The sequence below is a fragment of the Ruegeria sp. G7 genome, assembly GCF_056535465.1.
Genome location: NZ_JBQFIL010000001.1, coordinates 790,003 through 804,268 on the forward strand (window position 1 = coordinate 790,003; position 14,266 = coordinate 804,268).

A 14,266-nucleotide genomic window follows, 5' to 3' on the forward strand; every position below is an offset into this window, starting at 1 on the left:
CCGCGCTGCAATAAATTGCGTTAGAGGGCCGCGAAACAGGTGAATTGACCATGAAGCGCAGCCTTTTCGCATTGATCTGCCTGATCCTCGCCGTCGTCGCACAGCAAAGCCAGGCACAGACCTTTACGGTCACCACCGTGACCCGCGCGCCGTTCTCTTTTGTCGAGAATGGCGAGCAAACCGGATTCTCTCTGGACCTTCTGGACGCCTTGGCCGCTTACCTTGGATGGGATTATTCCATCGACCGGGTCGAAGGTTTCGGCCAGATGCTGGGTGCCGTTCAGGACGGCTCTGCCGATCTTGCGATTGCAAACATATCGATCACGGCAGAGCGTGAGGCACAGATGGACTTCAGCCAGCCGATTTTCGAGGCCGGTCTGCAGATCATGGTGCCGTCCGAGGCGGCGCGCAGCCCGTCCCTTTTGCAGGCGCTGTTATCGCGCGAATTGTTCATCGCCATTGGCTTGGCCTTTGCGATCCTGCTGGGCGGCGGGATGCTAATGTGGAGCTTTGAGCGCCGGGCGCAGCCGTATTTCGACCGCAAACTGAACGAAGCCTGGTTCCCCTCATTCTGGTGGGCGCTGAACCTCGTGGTCAATGGCGGGTTCGAGGAACGGATGCCGCGCACCCCGTTTGGCCGCCTGCTGGGCGTCATCCTGGTGGTGTCGTCGCTGTTCATCGTATCTGTATTTACCGCCCGCATCACGTCGGTCATGACGGTCGAGGCGATCACCGGCAGCGTGAACTCGGTCAACGACCTGTATGGCAAGGATGTCGGTACCATCACCGGCTCGACTGCGGCCAGCTTTCTAGAGCGGCGCGAGATCGAGTTCACCGGATACCCCGGCCTGCAGGAGATGCTGACGGCGTTCGAAAACAACGAACTGACCGCAGTGGTGTTTGATGCCCCGATCCTGTCCTACTACGCCTCGCACGAGGGGCGGCGCATCGCCACCATGACCGGCGGCATCTTCCTGCGGGAAAACTATGGCATCGTCTTTCCGACCGGGTCGCCGCTGGTGGAAGAGGTCAACCAGGCGCTGCTGTCGTTGCGCGAGGATGGCACATATGACGAAATCTACCGCAAGTGGTTCGGCAGCCTGAACTAGGCCGGTGCCTCATCGCCGAAGAACGGGGTCATTTGTGCGACGATGACGGCGTTCTCATCCAACGCCCGCTGCATCAGCGCACGTTCATCCGGATCGATATCATGGCCCTGCGCCTCACGCTCGGCCAATGTGCCATAGCCGGTGACATCCAGCGGCGCGGTGTCGGCCTGTTTCAGGATCGCCACCGTTTCGCGCACCGCCTCGGCCTCGTCCACGCCGCTGGCGAAACACATCAGTGCTGCCCCGGTCGCCCCGTCCGGCAGCCCGTCGCCCTCTTTCCGGCCGATCTGAACCAGCAATGTGTATACCTGCTGGCGTGAGGGTTTCTTTTTCTTTTCCATGGTTGGGGCCATAGCCGTGCGCCCGTGTCCGGTCAAGCAATTGCGCCAAAGGTGCGAGGTCGCCATACTGGCCGGGCAGCGAATTCGCAAAGGTGCCATATGACCTATCCAGATTTCATCACCGACTTTCCCAGCCTTGACGTCCCCTTTCCCGAAGACGTGGTGCAAACCGCCGTGATCCGGTCGGACGCGGGGCTGGTGGCGTTCTTTACCTTCCTGCAGGACTTTGAGCTCCCCATGCATGCGCACAAGGCGCAATGGGGCACCGTTGTTGAGGGCCAGATCGAACTGACCATCGGGGATGAGACCCAAACCTATGGCCCTGGCGACAGCTATTCGATCCCATCGGGAGTCGAACACGGGGGCAAGATCAAGGCCGGGTCGCGGGTGATTGATGTGTTCGAGGAACCCGACCGCTACCCGGTCAAAAGCTGACAAAAAAGGCCGCAGCGTCCTGCTGCGGCCCCGCATACGGATGCTGTCGCTTTAGTCGCGCAGCAGCTCATTGATCCCGGTCTTGGACCGGGTCTTCTCATCCACGCGCTTCACGATCACCGCGCAGTACAGGCTGATGTTGTTCTTCGATGGCATCGAGCCCGCAACGACCACCGAATAGGGTGGCACCTCGCCATAGGTGACCTCGCCGGTTTCGCGATCGACGATCTTGGTGGACTTGCCGATGAACACGCCCATGCCCAGAACCGAGCCCTCGCGGACGATGCAGCCCTCGACCACCTCGGAGCGGGCACCGATAAAACAGTTGTCCTCGATGATGGTGGGACCTGCCTGCATCGGCTCCAGCACGCCGCCGATGCCGACGCCGCCCGACAGGTGGACGTTCTTGCCGATCTGCGCGCAGGATCCGACCGTGGCCCAGGTGTCGACCATGGTGCCTTCATCCACGTAGGCGCCCAGGTTCACGAAAGACGGCATCAGTACGACGCCGGGTGCGATAAAGGCCGATTTGCGGACGACACAGTTCGGAACCGCGCGGAAGCCAGCGGCTTTCCACTGGTTTTCACCCCAGCCGGCGAACTTGCTGTCCACCTTGTCCCACCAGCCACCCGCCTGCGGGCCGCCGTTCTGAATTTCCATATCCTTGATGCGGAAGCCCAGAAGGACTGCCTTTTTGGCCCACTGGTTCACATGCCAATCGCCGCTGTCCAGCTTCTCAGCAACGCGCAGCGAACCGCTATCCAGCGCGTTCAGTGTATCTTCGATCGCCTCCCGGGTTTCGCCGGTGGTGGCGGGGGTGATGGTGTCGCGCGCCTCCCAGGCGGCTTCGATGGCGGCTTCCAGCTGCGCGTTGGACATATGAGGGCTCCCTGAAGAATCTGTTCACGTTGGTCTTGCGTATAAGCGCGCGCAGAACTGGCCGCAATGCGACGCAGAACACACGGTTTGCGGCTGACAGGTGCGCGTTAGCCGCCAAACGGGTCGGGCGAGATGTTGCCGCCGCAGATCAGCACCGCCACACGCTCGTCCGGTTCGGGCTGATACGCGCCCGACAACAACGCGGCCAAGGCTGCCGCACCGGCGGGCTCGACCAGAATGCGATGCGCCCGCCACAAACGTTCCTGCGCCTCGGCAATAGCGGCGTCCGGCACCAGAACCGACGCCATGCCCTGCGCCAGTTCGAAACAGATCGACCCGATCCGCCGCGCGCCCAGCGCGTTTGCGGCTATGCCCGAGACGGCAACATCCACCGGCTCTCCGGCCCGCAGCGCCGCGTTCAGGGCGCATGAGGTTTCAGGCTCGACCGCGACAACCTTGCGCGTACCCTGAAACCACGCCAGCGCCCCGGCGATCAGGCCGCCACCGCCCACAGCGACCAGAACGGTGTCGGCCTGTAGCCCCTGCAACTCCCATTCGGCAAAGCAGGTGCCCTGCCCGGCCACCGTGGCGGGCGCGTCATAGGCGTGAATCTGCATCGCGCCGGTCTCGGCCTCATGCGCCTGCGCGCCCATCAGCGCATTGGCGTATTCACCGGACACAACGCTCAGATCGGCACCGGTTTGCTCGATCAGAGCGATCTTGGATGGCCCCGCCAATTCCGGAACGAATATCTTGGCCGGATAGCCCAGCGCCTTCGCCGCAAAGGCCGCGGCAGCCCCATGATTACCGCCGGATGCCGCCACGACCCCGGCCTCAGGCACGTCCGCGCTGAGCAGCGTGTTGAACGCCCCGCGCGCCTTGAAGCTGCCTGTGTGCTGCATATGCTCCAGCTTCATCTCAACCGGATAGCCCAGCATTTGGCTTTCCATCACCGGTGTGACCTGCGCGTAACCGGCGATACGGGCACGTGCAGCGGATATTTCACTCTTCCAATCCATTACTTGTCTTTCCGTGACTGGCACTCTGCCCGCGAACCCTATAGCTGTTTGGGAAACACGCAAGCAGGGATCGATCACCCATGAGAGAAGACCGCCACAGTCCGTTTCGCGACGCGCAAACCGACCGCTCGACCGCGAGCGAGGTTCCGGATACGCCGCAGACACGGTCCCCGGCCTATCGGCTGGCGTTCGCAGACGATGAATTCCTGTGCCGGGAAGAGCTGCGCCCGGTGCGGCTGCAGCTGGAGTTGCTGAAGCCCGAGATGATCATGTCCGAACGTCAGATCACCTCGACCATCGTCATGTTCGGCGGCGCGCGCATCCCTGAGCCATCGCAGAAACACACCGCGCGGACAGAAACGCTGGCAGGGCTGTCGCAATATTACGACGAGGCGCGCGAGTTCGCCCGGCTGATGACCGAGAAATCAAACGAGACCGGCTGCCGCGAAAACGTCATCGTCACTGGCGGCGGCCCCGGTGTTATGGAAGCCGGAAACCGTGGCGCGCAGGACGCGGGTGGCTGTTCCATCGGCCTGAACATCGTTCTGCCACATGAGCAGGCCCCGAACCTGTATGTGACGCCCGACCTCAGCTTCAACTTCCACTATTTCGCAATCCGCAAGATGCATTTCCTGATGCGCGCCCGCGCCATCACCATCTTCCCCGGCGGCTTCGGCACCATGGATGAACTGTTCGAGTCGCTGACCCTGATCCAGACGGGGCGGATGGAGCGTGTGCCCTTCCTGCTGTTTGGTCGCGAGTTCTGGGAGAAGGTCATCAACTGGGAAGCGTTGGCCGACGCTGGAACGATTTCCGAAGAAGACCTCGACCTGTTCCGTTTTGTCGATACTGCGCAAGAGGCGGTCGAGATCATCGAGAACTGGGAACCCGCCCCCCCCCGCGACGAAATCCCGGGGCGCTGAGTCATGGCCCCCAAAACCGGAGAGATGCTGCATCTGCGCGGGAATGCGCTGGACAAGGGTGAGCCGGTGGCGCTGCCGCTGACCCAAAGCAGCATGTACCACCTGCCCGGTGCGCCGGATGGGCACGCCACCTACGGCCGGGTCGACAATCCGACATGGGTGCAGCTTGAGCATGTGCTGTCCCATCTCGAAGACGCACCCTGCCTCAGCTTCCCCTCAGGCATGGCGGCAATCTCGGCAGCGTTGTTTGCAACGGTGCAGGCCGGGTCGCGGCTGTTGATCCCCTCGGATGGCTACTATGTCACGCGCCTGCTGGCTGATCGTTTCCTGTCGCGTCTGGGTGTCGAGGTCGAAGAACGCCCCACCACCGCCTTCACCCAAGGCGGATTCGCCGAGTTCGACGTGGTCTTCGTCGAAAGCCCCTCGAACCCCGGTCTGGACATGATCGACCTGCGCGCCGTGGCCGAACAGGTGCGCGCTGCCGGAGGAGTGACGATTGCCGACAACACCACCATGACCCCGCTGGGGCAGCGCCCGCTTGATCTGGGCATCGACGTGGTGGTGTCCTCGGACACCAAGGTGATGGGCGGGCATTCGGATATGCTGATGGGCCATGTCGCCAGCCGTAACCCCCAGATCATGGAACGGGTTGAGGAATGGCGCAAGGTCTCGGGCGCGATCCCCGGCCCGCACGAAGCGTGGTTGCTGCATCGCGGGTTGGAGACGCTGGACGTGCGGTTCGACCGCATGTGCGCCTCAGCGCAGGTACTGGCGGAGCGGCTGGCGGCACATCCCGCCGTCAAACACGTGCGCTATCCCGGCCTCCCGGGTGATCCGTCGCACGCACTCGCACAGGCGCAGACCGAGCAGTTCGGGTTCCTGCTATCCCTGACGCTGGACAGCGAAGACAAGGCCGAGGCGTTCATCAACACCTGCCCTCTGCTGCGCCCGGCAACATCCTTCGGCGGCATCCACAGCTCGGCTGAGCGTCGCGCGCGCTGGGGCGACGATGTCGATCCCGCCTTCGTGCGTCTGTCGGTCGGATGTGAGCCGTTGGAAGAACTGTGGCAGGCGATCGAGGCCAGCCTGAACGCGTTATGATTTCTTCCGGGGCTCACGCAGTTCAGTGAACACATAGATCGGCAGCACCACGCTGGCGATCAACGCCCCCAGCCAGACCAGCAGCGTTGCCGCCAGCAGGTTCGAGATACCACCAATGGTCAGCCCGTTTGTCACCAGATCGGTAACCAGCAACCCGACAAAGGTCACGATCAACGCAATCCCGCCCTTGATCGAAGGTGCGCGTTTCTCCCCCAGTTTCAGGATTAGTGGCTCAGCCACAACCTGCACAAGGGTAAACACGATCACCACCACGATGAACGAGATCGGACGGATCGCAAATTCCGACAGCAGCAAAGCCGCCAGCAACAACCCGATGGCATTCCCGGCCAGCAGGGCCAGAACCGACTTGAGTCTGCGCGTCATGAAAACACTCTCCGTCAATGAACACTCTCAAACATCCTGATATTAACAGGGCCTGCGGATTTTGCGAGGCATTTCAGCAGCCTCTTCTTTTTGACCTGTTGAAATCGCATGATAAAATACCTTCATCAGGATAAGCCCTTCCCCCATCCGCGAGAGTTGAGATGAGCGACGATCCCTATACCATCCTCGGCGTCGCCAAAGACGCCAGCGAGGCCGAGATCAAGAAAGCCTATCGGCGCATCGCCAAAGAATGCCACCCGGACCTCAAACCCGGTGATGCCGAGGCCGAGGCCAAGTTCAAAGCCGCAGCCGCGGCCTATGACCTGCTGAAAGACCCTGAGAAGCGGGCGCAGTATGACAGGGGCGAGATTGACGCCTCGGGTCAGGAACGTCCGGAGCAGCAGTACTATCGCGACTATGCCGAGGCTGCTGGAAACCCCTATCGCGGGCGGCAGGCAGACCCGGACGATATGTCCGACATCTTTGCCGAATTCATGCGCGGACGCGGAGGATATGGCCAGCGCGCCCATGAATTCCACGCGCCGGGGCACAACATGAACTATTCCCTGCAGATCAGCTTTCTGGATGCGGTCTTTGGGGCCAGTCAAAAGCTGACCTTGCCCGACGGCGACCGGATTGAGGTCAAAATCCCCGCAGGGATCACCGACGGTCAGACCATCCGGCTGCGGGGCAAAGGCGCTCCGGGCTATGGTGAGGGGCCGCCCGGCGATGCGCTGGTCACCGTGTCCGTCGCAGGCCATCCGGTTTTTGACCGGCAAGGCGATGACATCCACATTACGCTGCCCATCACGATTGATGAGGCTGTGCTGGGCGGCAAGGTCCCGGCCCCGACCATCGATGGCGGGGTCAATGTCAGTGTCCCGGCTGGCACCAGCAGCGGCAAAACCCTGCGTCTGCGGGGCAAAGGGGTCAAGAAACGCGGCTCATCTGATCGTGGAGACCAGCTGATTGAACTGACCGTCACCCTGCCCGACACAATGGATGACGACCTGAAACAGTTCATGGAGACGTGGCGCGACACCCACCGCTATGATCCGCGGAAAGGAATGCCGTCATGAGCCTGACCGAAAAGCAACTGATCGAAACTGTCACCCGCCTGACCTCGGACCGGTTGACCGAGTATCTGGCCGCCGAGATCGTGATCCCCGAACAGTCCGACGATGGACTTGTGTATCAGCGTATCGACGTTGCCCGCCTGGAACTGGCCTGCGAGTTGCATGACCAATACGATATGGAGGCCGATGCGCTGTCGATGATGATCTCTCTCATCGACCAGATGCATGGGCTGCGCGCCGAATTGCGCGAGGTGTTGAACGCGGTCGAGGCGCAACCGGAACCCGTACGCCAACAACTGATCGAGGTCATCGGCACAGCGCGGTTCCGTCGCAGCTGACGGGGTTTAGGCGGCGCGGGATTTGGCGTAGAAGGCGCGCTTGATCCAATGCCCGGTGTTCCCATGACCCAGTCCCGATCCGAATTGCTGATGCCTGCGGGCAATCTGCGCAAGTTGAAACTCGCCATCCTCTATGGGGCGGACGCGGTCTATCTGGGCACACCCGATATGTCGCTGCGCACGAAATCCGAGTTCTCGCTGGAAGAGGTGATCGAGGGGGTCGAGTTCTGCCACAGCCACGGGCGGCGCGCCTATCTGACGCTGAACCTGTTCTCGCACAACAAGGACATCCCGAAGCTGGACGAATACATCGATACCGTCCGCAAAGTGAAACCCGATGGCCTGATCATCGCCGACCCCGGTGTGTTCCAATATGTCCGCGAACGCGCACCGGAACTGCCGCTGCATATCTCGACGCAGGCCAATATCTGTTCGTGGCTGTCGGTGAAATTCTGGCAGGATCAGGGGGCCGAACTGGTGGTTCTGGCGCGCGAGGTGTCCTATCCCGAACTGGTCGAAATTCGCGAGAAATGCCCCGACATCAAGCTTGAGGCCTTCGTGCACGGGGCCATGTGCATGACCTATTCGGGCCGCTGCCTGCTGTCGAATTTCATGGCCGAGCGCGGGGCGAACCAAGGCAACTGCGCCAATTCCTGCCGCTGGAACTATGGGCTAAAGCTGCGCCTCAAGGACGGCACCCATCAGGAGTTGCGCATCACAGACGAAAACGCCGACCTGTTCGAATTCCTTCTGGAGGAGGGCTGCCGCCCGGGTGATCTTATGCCCATCGAAGAGGATGATCGCGGGTCCTACATCCTCAATTCCCGCGATCTGTGCATCATGCCCAAGCTGGATGAGTACCTGAAAATCGGCGTCGATAGCCTCAAGGTCGAAGGGCGCGGCAAGTCGGAATATTACGCCGCCATCGTCGCGCGGGCCTACCGGATGGCTATTGACGATTATCATACGGACCCTGAGAACTGGGACCCCAAGCCTTACATGCGCGAACTCGAAACCGTTGGAAACCGGGGCTATACGTTGGCGTTCCATGAGGGCCGACTTACCAATTACGCGCATGATTACGAACACACCGCCGCGATCGCGCAATGGGAATATGCCGGGATCGTCACCGAGGTGACCGAGGACGCCTTTCTGGTCGAAGTAAAGAACAAACTGGAACCGGGCGATGTGCTGGATTTCGTCTCACCCATTTCGCGTGAGACGGTTCTGCTGCGCGTCTACGATTTCGAGCGGGCCCATGACGGCGCGCGGCTGGACGTGGTGCATGGCAGCACCAAGACCGTCATCCGCCTGCCCTTCACCCTGTTTGATCACGAAGATCCGGATGACCTGCGCGCCCGCTTCCCCGTCTATTCGGCCCTGCGCAAGGAGCGTGCGCTGACCGACGAACATTGGAGCCGCATCCGCTTTGACAAGCTGGTACAGGGGCTCGAAACCTCGGGCCGAGACAATCCCGCAGCCTATGCGCGCCGCCGTGACGCGCTGGTGGAAAAGATCGGTGAGGACGGAAATGAACGCCGCTTCAAAACCAATCGCATCGGCACCGAAGGCTGCTGTGGCAAGGGCTGCAACGGGTGCCTGATCTTCTGGCAGGATGAGAAATACGCACTGGCCCGCGAAGTGCTATCGAAACGCAAACAAGGCGAACAACTCAGCCGCAGCGAGGCCACGGCATTGAAACTGCCTGACGCGATCTGAGGATCAGTCGGTACGATATTCTTCGGCGATGTAATCTTCGGGCACGTAGAACGTGTAGTCCCGGTCCGCCACGGCCTCGTGGCATTCGTGGCAATACGCCACCGCCCCTGCGCGGAACCCCGTGGTGTCACCAAACAACGACCCGTCGGGCAACACCATGACATAGCGCCAGTCTGCCGTGTCAGGGCTGGTGCCGGGGGCCAGTTTCTCCATCACGAACATGGCGCCGGGGTGAATGTTGCCCTCATCCGTCACCGTCATGCTGTCCTTGGCCAGAACCGAGCCTACCGGCAGCACCTCACCCTCGGCCAGTGTGGCGTAGTTATGCGCCATGCGGTTGCCATAGGTGTTCACGTAGCGCTGCCCGTGGGTGGCAGAGATATAAGGCGCATCGTTGAACAGTGGCCAGCTCTGATAGTTGCGCAAAATATCCAACTGCGCCGCTGCATACCCACGCGCCATGCGCCGGGTCAGCCCGCGGTAATGGTCCCGCGCCTCATCCTTTGACAAATCAGCCGGATTCTCGATCGCCAAATGGGCGTCCTTATCGGTGGTTTGTGCCAAAGCACCTGTCGCCAACGCACAGAACAATGCGCCGACTAGATAGTTTTGCATTCCAATCATCTTCATGGCCCATCCGAGAAACGGTTTCGCCCGAACGCCCCCATAACTCCCTAAAATAAAGGATAGGACGCCTGAAATATCTTGCCATGAGCCGGATCACGGGCTCACCGAATTGTGCGTATTGGTGAGCTTCCATCCCCGCCAGTACGGGAACAATCATACCAAATCAGCGCGGAATGTTCACTTTAATTCTGAATGCTCAGCCCAACCCGGCCTCGGATTCAATCTGTTTGCGCGATTTGCGGGCGCGTTCGGTGGCTGATTTCAACTGACCACAGGCGGCCATGATGTCCTCGCCCCGCGTCTTGCGAATAGGTGAGGCATAACCCGCCTGATAGATGATATTCGCAAACGCCCGGATACGGTTGTTCGAGCTGCGCTTATACGGCGCGCCGGGCCATTCGTTGAACGGGATCAGGTTGATCTTGGCCGGAATATTGTGCCGCTTGATGTGCTCGATCAGCCGATGCGCGTCTGCGTCGGTGTCATTCACGCCGTCCAGCATCACGTATTCAAAGGTAATCCGTTCCGAGTTCGACGCCTTGGGATAGCTGGCCAGAGCACCCAGCAGTTCCTCGATATTCCAGCGCTTGTTGATCGGCACCAGTATATCGCGGGTTTCGTCGGTCGTTGCATGGAACGAGATCGCCAGCAGGCAGCCGATTTCCTCAGCCGTGCGCGCAATCTCGGGCACCACACCGCTGGTCGAGAGCGTAATCCGACGGCGCGACAGGGAAATCCCCTCGGGGTCCATGGCAATCTTCATCGCGTCGCGGACATTGTCGAAGTTATACAGAGGCTCACCCATGCCCATCAGAACGATGTTCGACAGCAGGCGGGTTTCATCCTTGGGCGCGCCGGGGGTGGGCCATTCCTCAAGGTCGTCGCGCGCCATCATCACCTGCCCGACGATTTCCGCCGCCGTCAGATTGCGCACCAGCTTTTGCGTGCCGGTGTGGCAGAAGGAACAGGTCAGCGTGCATCCGACCTGAGACGAGATACACAGCGTGCCGCGATCTTCCTCGGGGATATAGACCACCTCGACCTCATGTCCGCCCGCGATGCGGCACAGGTATTTGCGGGTGCCATCTTCGGACACCTGACGGGTCACGACCTCGGGGATTTCGATCACGAATTGCTCGGCCAATTGCGCGCGATAGGCTTTGGCAAGGTTGGTCATCTCGGCAAAATCACGGACACCCCATTGGTAGATCCATTGCCAGATCTGACCCGTGCGCATCTTCGCCTGTTTCTCGGGCGTACCATGTTCGATCAGCGCCGCTCGCAGCTGGTCGCGGGTCAGACCGACAAGGTTCACCTTCCCCTCAGGCAATTTGCGGGGGATGGTCATGACGTCTTGAGTGATCGGCGCTTTGGGCGACATTTGGCGTATCTCTGCGGATTCTGGCTTGGGATGCGCCTCTATATAGGAACGCTCGCAAAGATCAAAAGAATTCGTGCCTCAATTCGCGAAACTGAGCAATTCATCGACGCGCGCCCGGCCAAGATCGACCCGACAGGCAGAGATCGCAATACCTGTGCCCGAGCCGCCGCCGAACGAGGCCCCAACAGCGTCACATTGCGCATCCCGGTAAGCACTCCATGCGCGCTGAGCAGCCTCCAGCGTGGGCTGCGCGACGATGCGTCCGGTGACCTCGTCCAGCTCCCCTGCGGCATTCATGGCAAGCCCATAGCTGGCGTCGACTGCTGCGGTCACGCGCTCTTCCATATCCGAGACGCAGGATCCGATTTCCACCTGCGACCCGGCGTCGGAACACTCCAAGGTCGGATCTGCCAGCGCGGCAAACGGAACGAATATCAACACCCAGCGCATTGGCGACCTCTTGAGATGGGGAATATTTCTCAGGAATTTAACACAATGCGCCCCGCGCTCAAAACGGGGCGCACTTATAGACAGTCGGATCAGTTCACGGCGGGCGGGATGTAGCAATCCGCGGCATCGAGCGTTTTCACCGGGTCTTCGGGCCCGCATTGCTCACCCGTGATCGGGTAGGTGTCCGATGCCTTTTCGCAGCCCGCAAGGACCGCGGCGGACGCCACCAGCAGCGTAGCCAGATAAGTGTTCAGGGTCATGGTCAGCTCCTCTGATTATTTCTGAACTGATGAGTTCAGAAATTCAGATATCAGACTTTGATACGGATCAAAAACCACCGACCGACGTTGCGTAAGCCTTTGAAAAAAGGAACTGCCCCAAAAACAGAAAACCCCGCCTGATAGCGGGGTTTCGTGACACAAACTGCGCGCTGATCAGTTGGTGCAGCGTTTTTCAGCATCCTCGATCGCTGCGGTAAAGCCCAGCAGCGAGAACGTGTCCTTGGTTTGCGTGCCGCGTTCCGAACGGGCGGTCAGCACCGCCTCGCTGCCGCGTTTCATCGCGGTCACGATCTTGGCGTCATCCGAAGCCGTTGCGGGCCACGCCCATTCGCCGTCGGTGAACAGTTCGAACTCGGTTCCGTCCACGACCAGATTAACGGTCGAACCGGACGCGAACGGATAGCCGCCCGTAAAGGTGACCTGACCTTTGACCTCGGCATTCGGGCGATAGAATACAAACAGAAGGATATCACTCCGCCTGACCGAGACCACTCGACCACCGCGTGTATTCACCGTTTCCTTGGGTGCGGAAACGCTCCAGCATTCGGTGGGGTCTTCTTCGACGAACACGCTCCAGTCGGTTTTTGCCGCAACCCGGTTTGTACTTGTTGCCTGCTGCGCAAACGCCGTTGTCGCCATTCCTGCCATGCACAGGCCCGCGATCACGCGGACGAGCTTTGATCCCATCTGTCCAGCCTCCTAGCCCGACCAATACCTCATACCCATCAGAATCGCATCGCGAGCTCTGCCCGGCTCGTCTTTGGTAAGTTGCGTAATCCGATGATTGTCGACATACACACACTAACGCAGGTTTCGCCACAGGCGAAAGGGCGATTGGCAGATTTTTGCGCATGGATTCGGAGAGGCAGATGACACAACCGGTAGCGATGACAGAGCTTTGGCGCGGGCCATTGCTGGAAAGCCTGCATCTGGGCCATGCGGTGATCTGCGATGACACCGGACAGATCGTACGCAGCTGGGGTGATCCGAATGCGGTGATCTATCCGCGATCCTCGGCCAAGATGATACAGGCGCTGCCGCTGATCACCTCGGGGGCGGCGGCGAAATATGGGTTGAACTCCGAGCATCTGGCGCTGTCCTGCGCTTCGCATAGCGGCGCGCATATCCACACCGACCGCGTGTCTGCCTGGCTGGATCATCTGGGTCTGACCGAACCCGACCTGCGCTGTGGCCCGCAGGAACCGCAGGACATGGCGGCCCGCGACGGGCTGATCCTGGCGGATGACACACCCTGCCAGATTCACAACAACTGCTCCGGCAAGCATTGCGGTTTTCTGACCGTGGCGCAGCATATGGACGCGGGGCCGGAATATCTTGAGATCGACCACCCCGTTCAACAGGCCTGCCTGTCCGCGTTGGAAGAAACCACGGGTGAGGCCAGCCCCTGTTACGGTATCGACGGCTGTTCCGCGCCGAACTTTGCGACGTCTCTGGTGGGGCTAGCACGGTCAATGGCGTGGTTTGCCTCGGCCGCCGACCGATCGGACCGGGCCAGCGATGCGGCGCAGCAGCTAACAGCGGCGATGATGCAGCACCCGGAACTGGTCGCCGGCGAAACCCGCGCCTGTACCGAGTTGATGCGCGCCATGGATGGCCGCGCCGCGATCAAGACCGGGGCCGAGGCCGTATTTGTTGCGATCATCCCGGAAAAACGCATGGGAGTCGCGCTCAAGATCACCGATGGCACCACCCGCGCCAGCGAATGCGCCATCGCCGCCATTCTGGTCAGCCTTGGGGTGCTTGAGGCCGATCACCCAGCCACGCGCAAGTTCCTGAATGCCACGCAATACAGCCGCCGAGGGCTGGAATTCGGCGTGATCAAGCCAGCGCCGGGGTTCCCCGGTTAAGGCTCACATCTCGATCTCATGCACCTCGGCCACTTCGACCGAGCCAGACCCGTTCGCAACCATCGGGCAGCCCTTGGCCATTTCGGTCGCGGCTTCGATACTGTCGGCCTTGATGACCGTGAAACCCGAGGCCGGGTTCGCACCGCCATTGTCGACCACACCGGTGCTGCTGACCGTGTAAGACTGACCCACAGGATTGCCGGGAATGTCCAACGCATCGCTCATGGACCCAAACCATGCACCCCAGGCGGCCATGGTCGCCTCGATCTCTGCGGGATCAGTTGGGGTGTGGCCCCCGTGATAGACAAACAAATATTGAGGCATAACGCTCCTCC

General features: G+C 60.8%; 18 protein-coding genes. 8 read left to right on the forward strand and 10 right to left on the reverse strand.

Annotated elements, in window-relative coordinates:
• Positions 1 to 50 precede the first annotated feature (50 nt).
• Positions 51 to 1,109 carry a transporter substrate-binding domain-containing protein gene (locus ACR3EN_RS03985; protein ID WP_480824443.1) on the forward strand — a complete coding sequence of 353 codons (1,059 nt, stop codon included), beginning with the start codon at positions 51 to 53 and terminating at the stop codon, positions 1,107 to 1,109.
• Here ACR3EN_RS03985 and ACR3EN_RS03990 read toward each other — a convergent pair.
• A complete protein-coding gene (locus ACR3EN_RS03990) occupies positions 1,106 to 1,450 on the reverse strand; it encodes a hypothetical protein (protein ID WP_480824441.1) in 345 nt (114 codons plus the stop codon). The genes ACR3EN_RS03985 and ACR3EN_RS03990 overlap by 4 nt on opposite strands.
• Before the next feature lie 99 nt (positions 1,451 to 1,549).
• Here ACR3EN_RS03990 and ACR3EN_RS03995 point away from each other — a divergent pair, with 99 nt between their 5' ends.
• A complete protein-coding gene (locus tag ACR3EN_RS03995) occupies positions 1,550 to 1,885 on the forward strand; it encodes a cupin domain-containing protein (protein WP_480824439.1) in 336 nt (111 codons plus the stop codon).
• 51 nt (positions 1,886 to 1,936) lie between these two features.
• Here the strand turns inward: ACR3EN_RS03995 and dapD are convergent, their stop codons facing one another.
• Positions 1,937 to 2,764 (reverse strand): 2,3,4,5-tetrahydropyridine-2,6-dicarboxylate N-succinyltransferase, encoded by an 828-nt coding sequence (dapD, locus tag ACR3EN_RS04000; RefSeq protein WP_480824437.1) that lies wholly within the window; start codon positions 2,762 to 2,764, stop codon positions 1,937 to 1,939.
• 107 nt (positions 2,765 to 2,871) lie between these two features.
• On the reverse strand, positions 2,872 to 3,783 hold the full coding sequence (locus ACR3EN_RS04005) for a threonine/serine dehydratase (RefSeq protein WP_480824435.1): 912 nt from the start codon (positions 3,781 to 3,783) through the stop codon (positions 2,872 to 2,874).
• Positions 3,784 to 3,863: 80 nt separating this feature from the next.
• Between ACR3EN_RS04005 and ACR3EN_RS04010 the strand changes: the two genes are divergently transcribed.
• Positions 3,864 to 4,706 (forward strand): LOG family protein, encoded by an 843-nt coding sequence (locus tag ACR3EN_RS04010; RefSeq protein WP_480824433.1) that lies wholly within the window; start codon positions 3,864 to 3,866, stop codon positions 4,704 to 4,706.
• A gap of 3 nt (positions 4,707 to 4,709) precedes the next feature.
• Positions 4,710 to 5,807 (forward strand): cystathionine gamma-lyase, encoded by a 1,098-nt coding sequence (locus ACR3EN_RS04015; RefSeq protein WP_480824431.1) that lies wholly within the window; start codon positions 4,710 to 4,712, stop codon positions 5,805 to 5,807.
• Here ACR3EN_RS04015 and ACR3EN_RS04020 read toward each other — a convergent pair.
• Complete coding sequence (locus ACR3EN_RS04020; protein ID WP_480824429.1) at positions 5,802 to 6,191, reverse strand: hypothetical protein; 390 nt, start codon at positions 6,189 to 6,191, stop codon at positions 5,802 to 5,804. The genes ACR3EN_RS04015 and ACR3EN_RS04020 overlap by 6 nt on opposite strands.
• A gap of 161 nt (positions 6,192 to 6,352) precedes the next feature.
• Between ACR3EN_RS04020 and ACR3EN_RS04025 the strand changes: the two genes are divergently transcribed.
• From ACR3EN_RS04025 to ACR3EN_RS04035, 3 genes are all read left to right on the forward strand, one after another.
• On the forward strand, positions 6,353 to 7,270 hold the full coding sequence (locus ACR3EN_RS04025) for a DnaJ C-terminal domain-containing protein (RefSeq protein WP_480824427.1): 918 nt from the start codon (positions 6,353 to 6,355) through the stop codon (positions 7,268 to 7,270).
• On the forward strand, positions 7,267 to 7,605 hold the full coding sequence (locus tag ACR3EN_RS04030) for a hypothetical protein (RefSeq protein WP_480824425.1): 339 nt from the start codon (positions 7,267 to 7,269) through the stop codon (positions 7,603 to 7,605). The genes ACR3EN_RS04025 and ACR3EN_RS04030 overlap by 4 nt, the downstream gene beginning before the upstream one ends.
• 63 nt (positions 7,606 to 7,668) lie before the next feature.
• Complete coding sequence (locus ACR3EN_RS04035) at positions 7,669 to 9,324, forward strand: U32 family peptidase (protein WP_480824423.1); 1,656 nt, start codon at positions 7,669 to 7,671, stop codon at positions 9,322 to 9,324.
• Positions 9,325 to 9,327: 3 nt separating this feature from the next.
• Here ACR3EN_RS04035 and ACR3EN_RS04040 read toward each other — a convergent pair whose 3' ends face one another.
• The 5 genes from ACR3EN_RS04040 to ACR3EN_RS04060 form a co-directional block, all read right to left on the reverse strand.
• Positions 9,328 to 9,954 (reverse strand): cytochrome P460 family protein, encoded by a 627-nt coding sequence (locus ACR3EN_RS04040; RefSeq protein ID WP_480918391.1) that lies wholly within the window; start codon positions 9,952 to 9,954, stop codon positions 9,328 to 9,330.
• Positions 9,955 to 10,147: 193 nt separating this feature from the next.
• The gene (gene rlmN, locus ACR3EN_RS04045; RefSeq protein WP_480858781.1) at positions 10,148 to 11,332 is read right to left on the reverse strand and encodes a dual-specificity RNA methyltransferase RlmN; all 1,185 of its coding nucleotides are present in this window, start codon (positions 11,330 to 11,332) and stop codon (positions 10,148 to 10,150) included.
• A gap of 78 nt (positions 11,333 to 11,410) precedes the next feature.
• Positions 11,411 to 11,782, reverse strand: coding sequence for a lysozyme inhibitor LprI family protein (locus ACR3EN_RS04050; protein WP_480824417.1), 372 nt, complete (start codon positions 11,780 to 11,782; stop codon positions 11,411 to 11,413).
• Positions 11,783 to 11,871: 89 nt separating this feature from the next.
• Positions 11,872 to 12,042 (reverse strand): hypothetical protein, encoded by a 171-nt coding sequence (locus ACR3EN_RS04055; protein WP_480824415.1) that lies wholly within the window; start codon positions 12,040 to 12,042, stop codon positions 11,872 to 11,874.
• A gap of 174 nt (positions 12,043 to 12,216) precedes the next feature.
• Entirely contained in the window at positions 12,217 to 12,750 is a 534-nt protein-coding gene (locus tag ACR3EN_RS04060; RefSeq protein WP_480824413.1) for an invasion associated locus B family protein, read from the reverse strand.
• A 182-nt stretch (positions 12,751 to 12,932) separates the two neighbouring features.
• Here ACR3EN_RS04060 and ACR3EN_RS04065 point away from each other — a divergent pair, with 182 nt between their 5' ends.
• On the forward strand, positions 12,933 to 13,931 hold the full coding sequence (locus ACR3EN_RS04065) for an asparaginase (RefSeq protein WP_480824411.1): 999 nt from the start codon (positions 12,933 to 12,935) through the stop codon (positions 13,929 to 13,931).
• 3 nt (positions 13,932 to 13,934) lie between these two features.
• Here the strand turns inward: ACR3EN_RS04065 and ACR3EN_RS04070 are convergent, their stop codons facing one another.
• Complete coding sequence (locus tag ACR3EN_RS04070; protein ID WP_480824409.1) at positions 13,935 to 14,255, reverse strand: YciI family protein; 321 nt, start codon at positions 14,253 to 14,255, stop codon at positions 13,935 to 13,937.
• Positions 14,256 to 14,266 lie beyond the last annotated feature (11 nt).

Excerpts from the sequence above, each read along its gene's own strand:
- ACR3EN_RS03985 (WP_480824443.1), top strand. The coding sequence starts at position 51 with ATGAAGCGCAGCCTTTTCGCATTGATCTGCCTGATCCTCGCCGTCGTC.
- ACR3EN_RS03990 (WP_480824441.1), bottom strand. The coding sequence starts at position 1,450 with ATGGAAAAGAAAAAGAAACCCTCACGCCAGCAGGTATACACATTGCTG.
- ACR3EN_RS03995 (WP_480824439.1), top strand. The coding sequence starts at position 1,550 with ATGACCTATCCAGATTTCATCACCGACTTTCCCAGCCTTGACGTCCCC.
- dapD (WP_480824437.1), bottom strand. The coding sequence starts at position 2,764 with ATGTCCAACGCGCAGCTGGAAGCCGCCATCGAAGCCGCCTGGGAGGCG.
- ACR3EN_RS04005 (WP_480824435.1), bottom strand. The coding sequence starts at position 3,783 with ATGGATTGGAAGAGTGAAATATCCGCTGCACGTGCCCGTATCGCCGGT.
- ACR3EN_RS04010 (WP_480824433.1), top strand. The coding sequence starts at position 3,864 with ATGAGAGAAGACCGCCACAGTCCGTTTCGCGACGCGCAAACCGACCGC.
- ACR3EN_RS04015 (WP_480824431.1), top strand. The coding sequence starts at position 4,710 with ATGGCCCCCAAAACCGGAGAGATGCTGCATCTGCGCGGGAATGCGCTG.
- ACR3EN_RS04020 (WP_480824429.1), bottom strand. The coding sequence starts at position 6,191 with ATGACGCGCAGACTCAAGTCGGTTCTGGCCCTGCTGGCCGGGAATGCC.
- ACR3EN_RS04025 (WP_480824427.1), top strand. The coding sequence starts at position 6,353 with ATGAGCGACGATCCCTATACCATCCTCGGCGTCGCCAAAGACGCCAGC.
- ACR3EN_RS04030 (WP_480824425.1), top strand. The coding sequence starts at position 7,267 with ATGAGCCTGACCGAAAAGCAACTGATCGAAACTGTCACCCGCCTGACC.
- ACR3EN_RS04035 (WP_480824423.1), top strand. The coding sequence starts at position 7,669 with ATGACCCAGTCCCGATCCGAATTGCTGATGCCTGCGGGCAATCTGCGC.
- ACR3EN_RS04040 (WP_480918391.1), bottom strand. The coding sequence starts at position 9,954 with ATGAAGATGATTGGAATGCAAAACTATCTAGTCGGCGCATTGTTCTGT.
- rlmN (WP_480858781.1), bottom strand. The coding sequence starts at position 11,332 with ATGTCGCCCAAAGCGCCGATCACTCAAGACGTCATGACCATCCCCCGC.
- ACR3EN_RS04050 (WP_480824417.1), bottom strand. The coding sequence starts at position 11,782 with ATGCGCTGGGTGTTGATATTCGTTCCGTTTGCCGCGCTGGCAGATCCG.
- ACR3EN_RS04055 (WP_480824415.1), bottom strand. The coding sequence starts at position 12,042 with ATGACCCTGAACACTTATCTGGCTACGCTGCTGGTGGCGTCCGCCGCG.
- ACR3EN_RS04060 (WP_480824413.1), bottom strand. The coding sequence starts at position 12,750 with ATGGGATCAAAGCTCGTCCGCGTGATCGCGGGCCTGTGCATGGCAGGA.
- ACR3EN_RS04065 (WP_480824411.1), top strand. The coding sequence starts at position 12,933 with ATGACACAACCGGTAGCGATGACAGAGCTTTGGCGCGGGCCATTGCTG.
- ACR3EN_RS04070 (WP_480824409.1), bottom strand. The coding sequence starts at position 14,255 with ATGCCTCAATATTTGTTTGTCTATCACGGGGGCCACACCCCAACTGAT.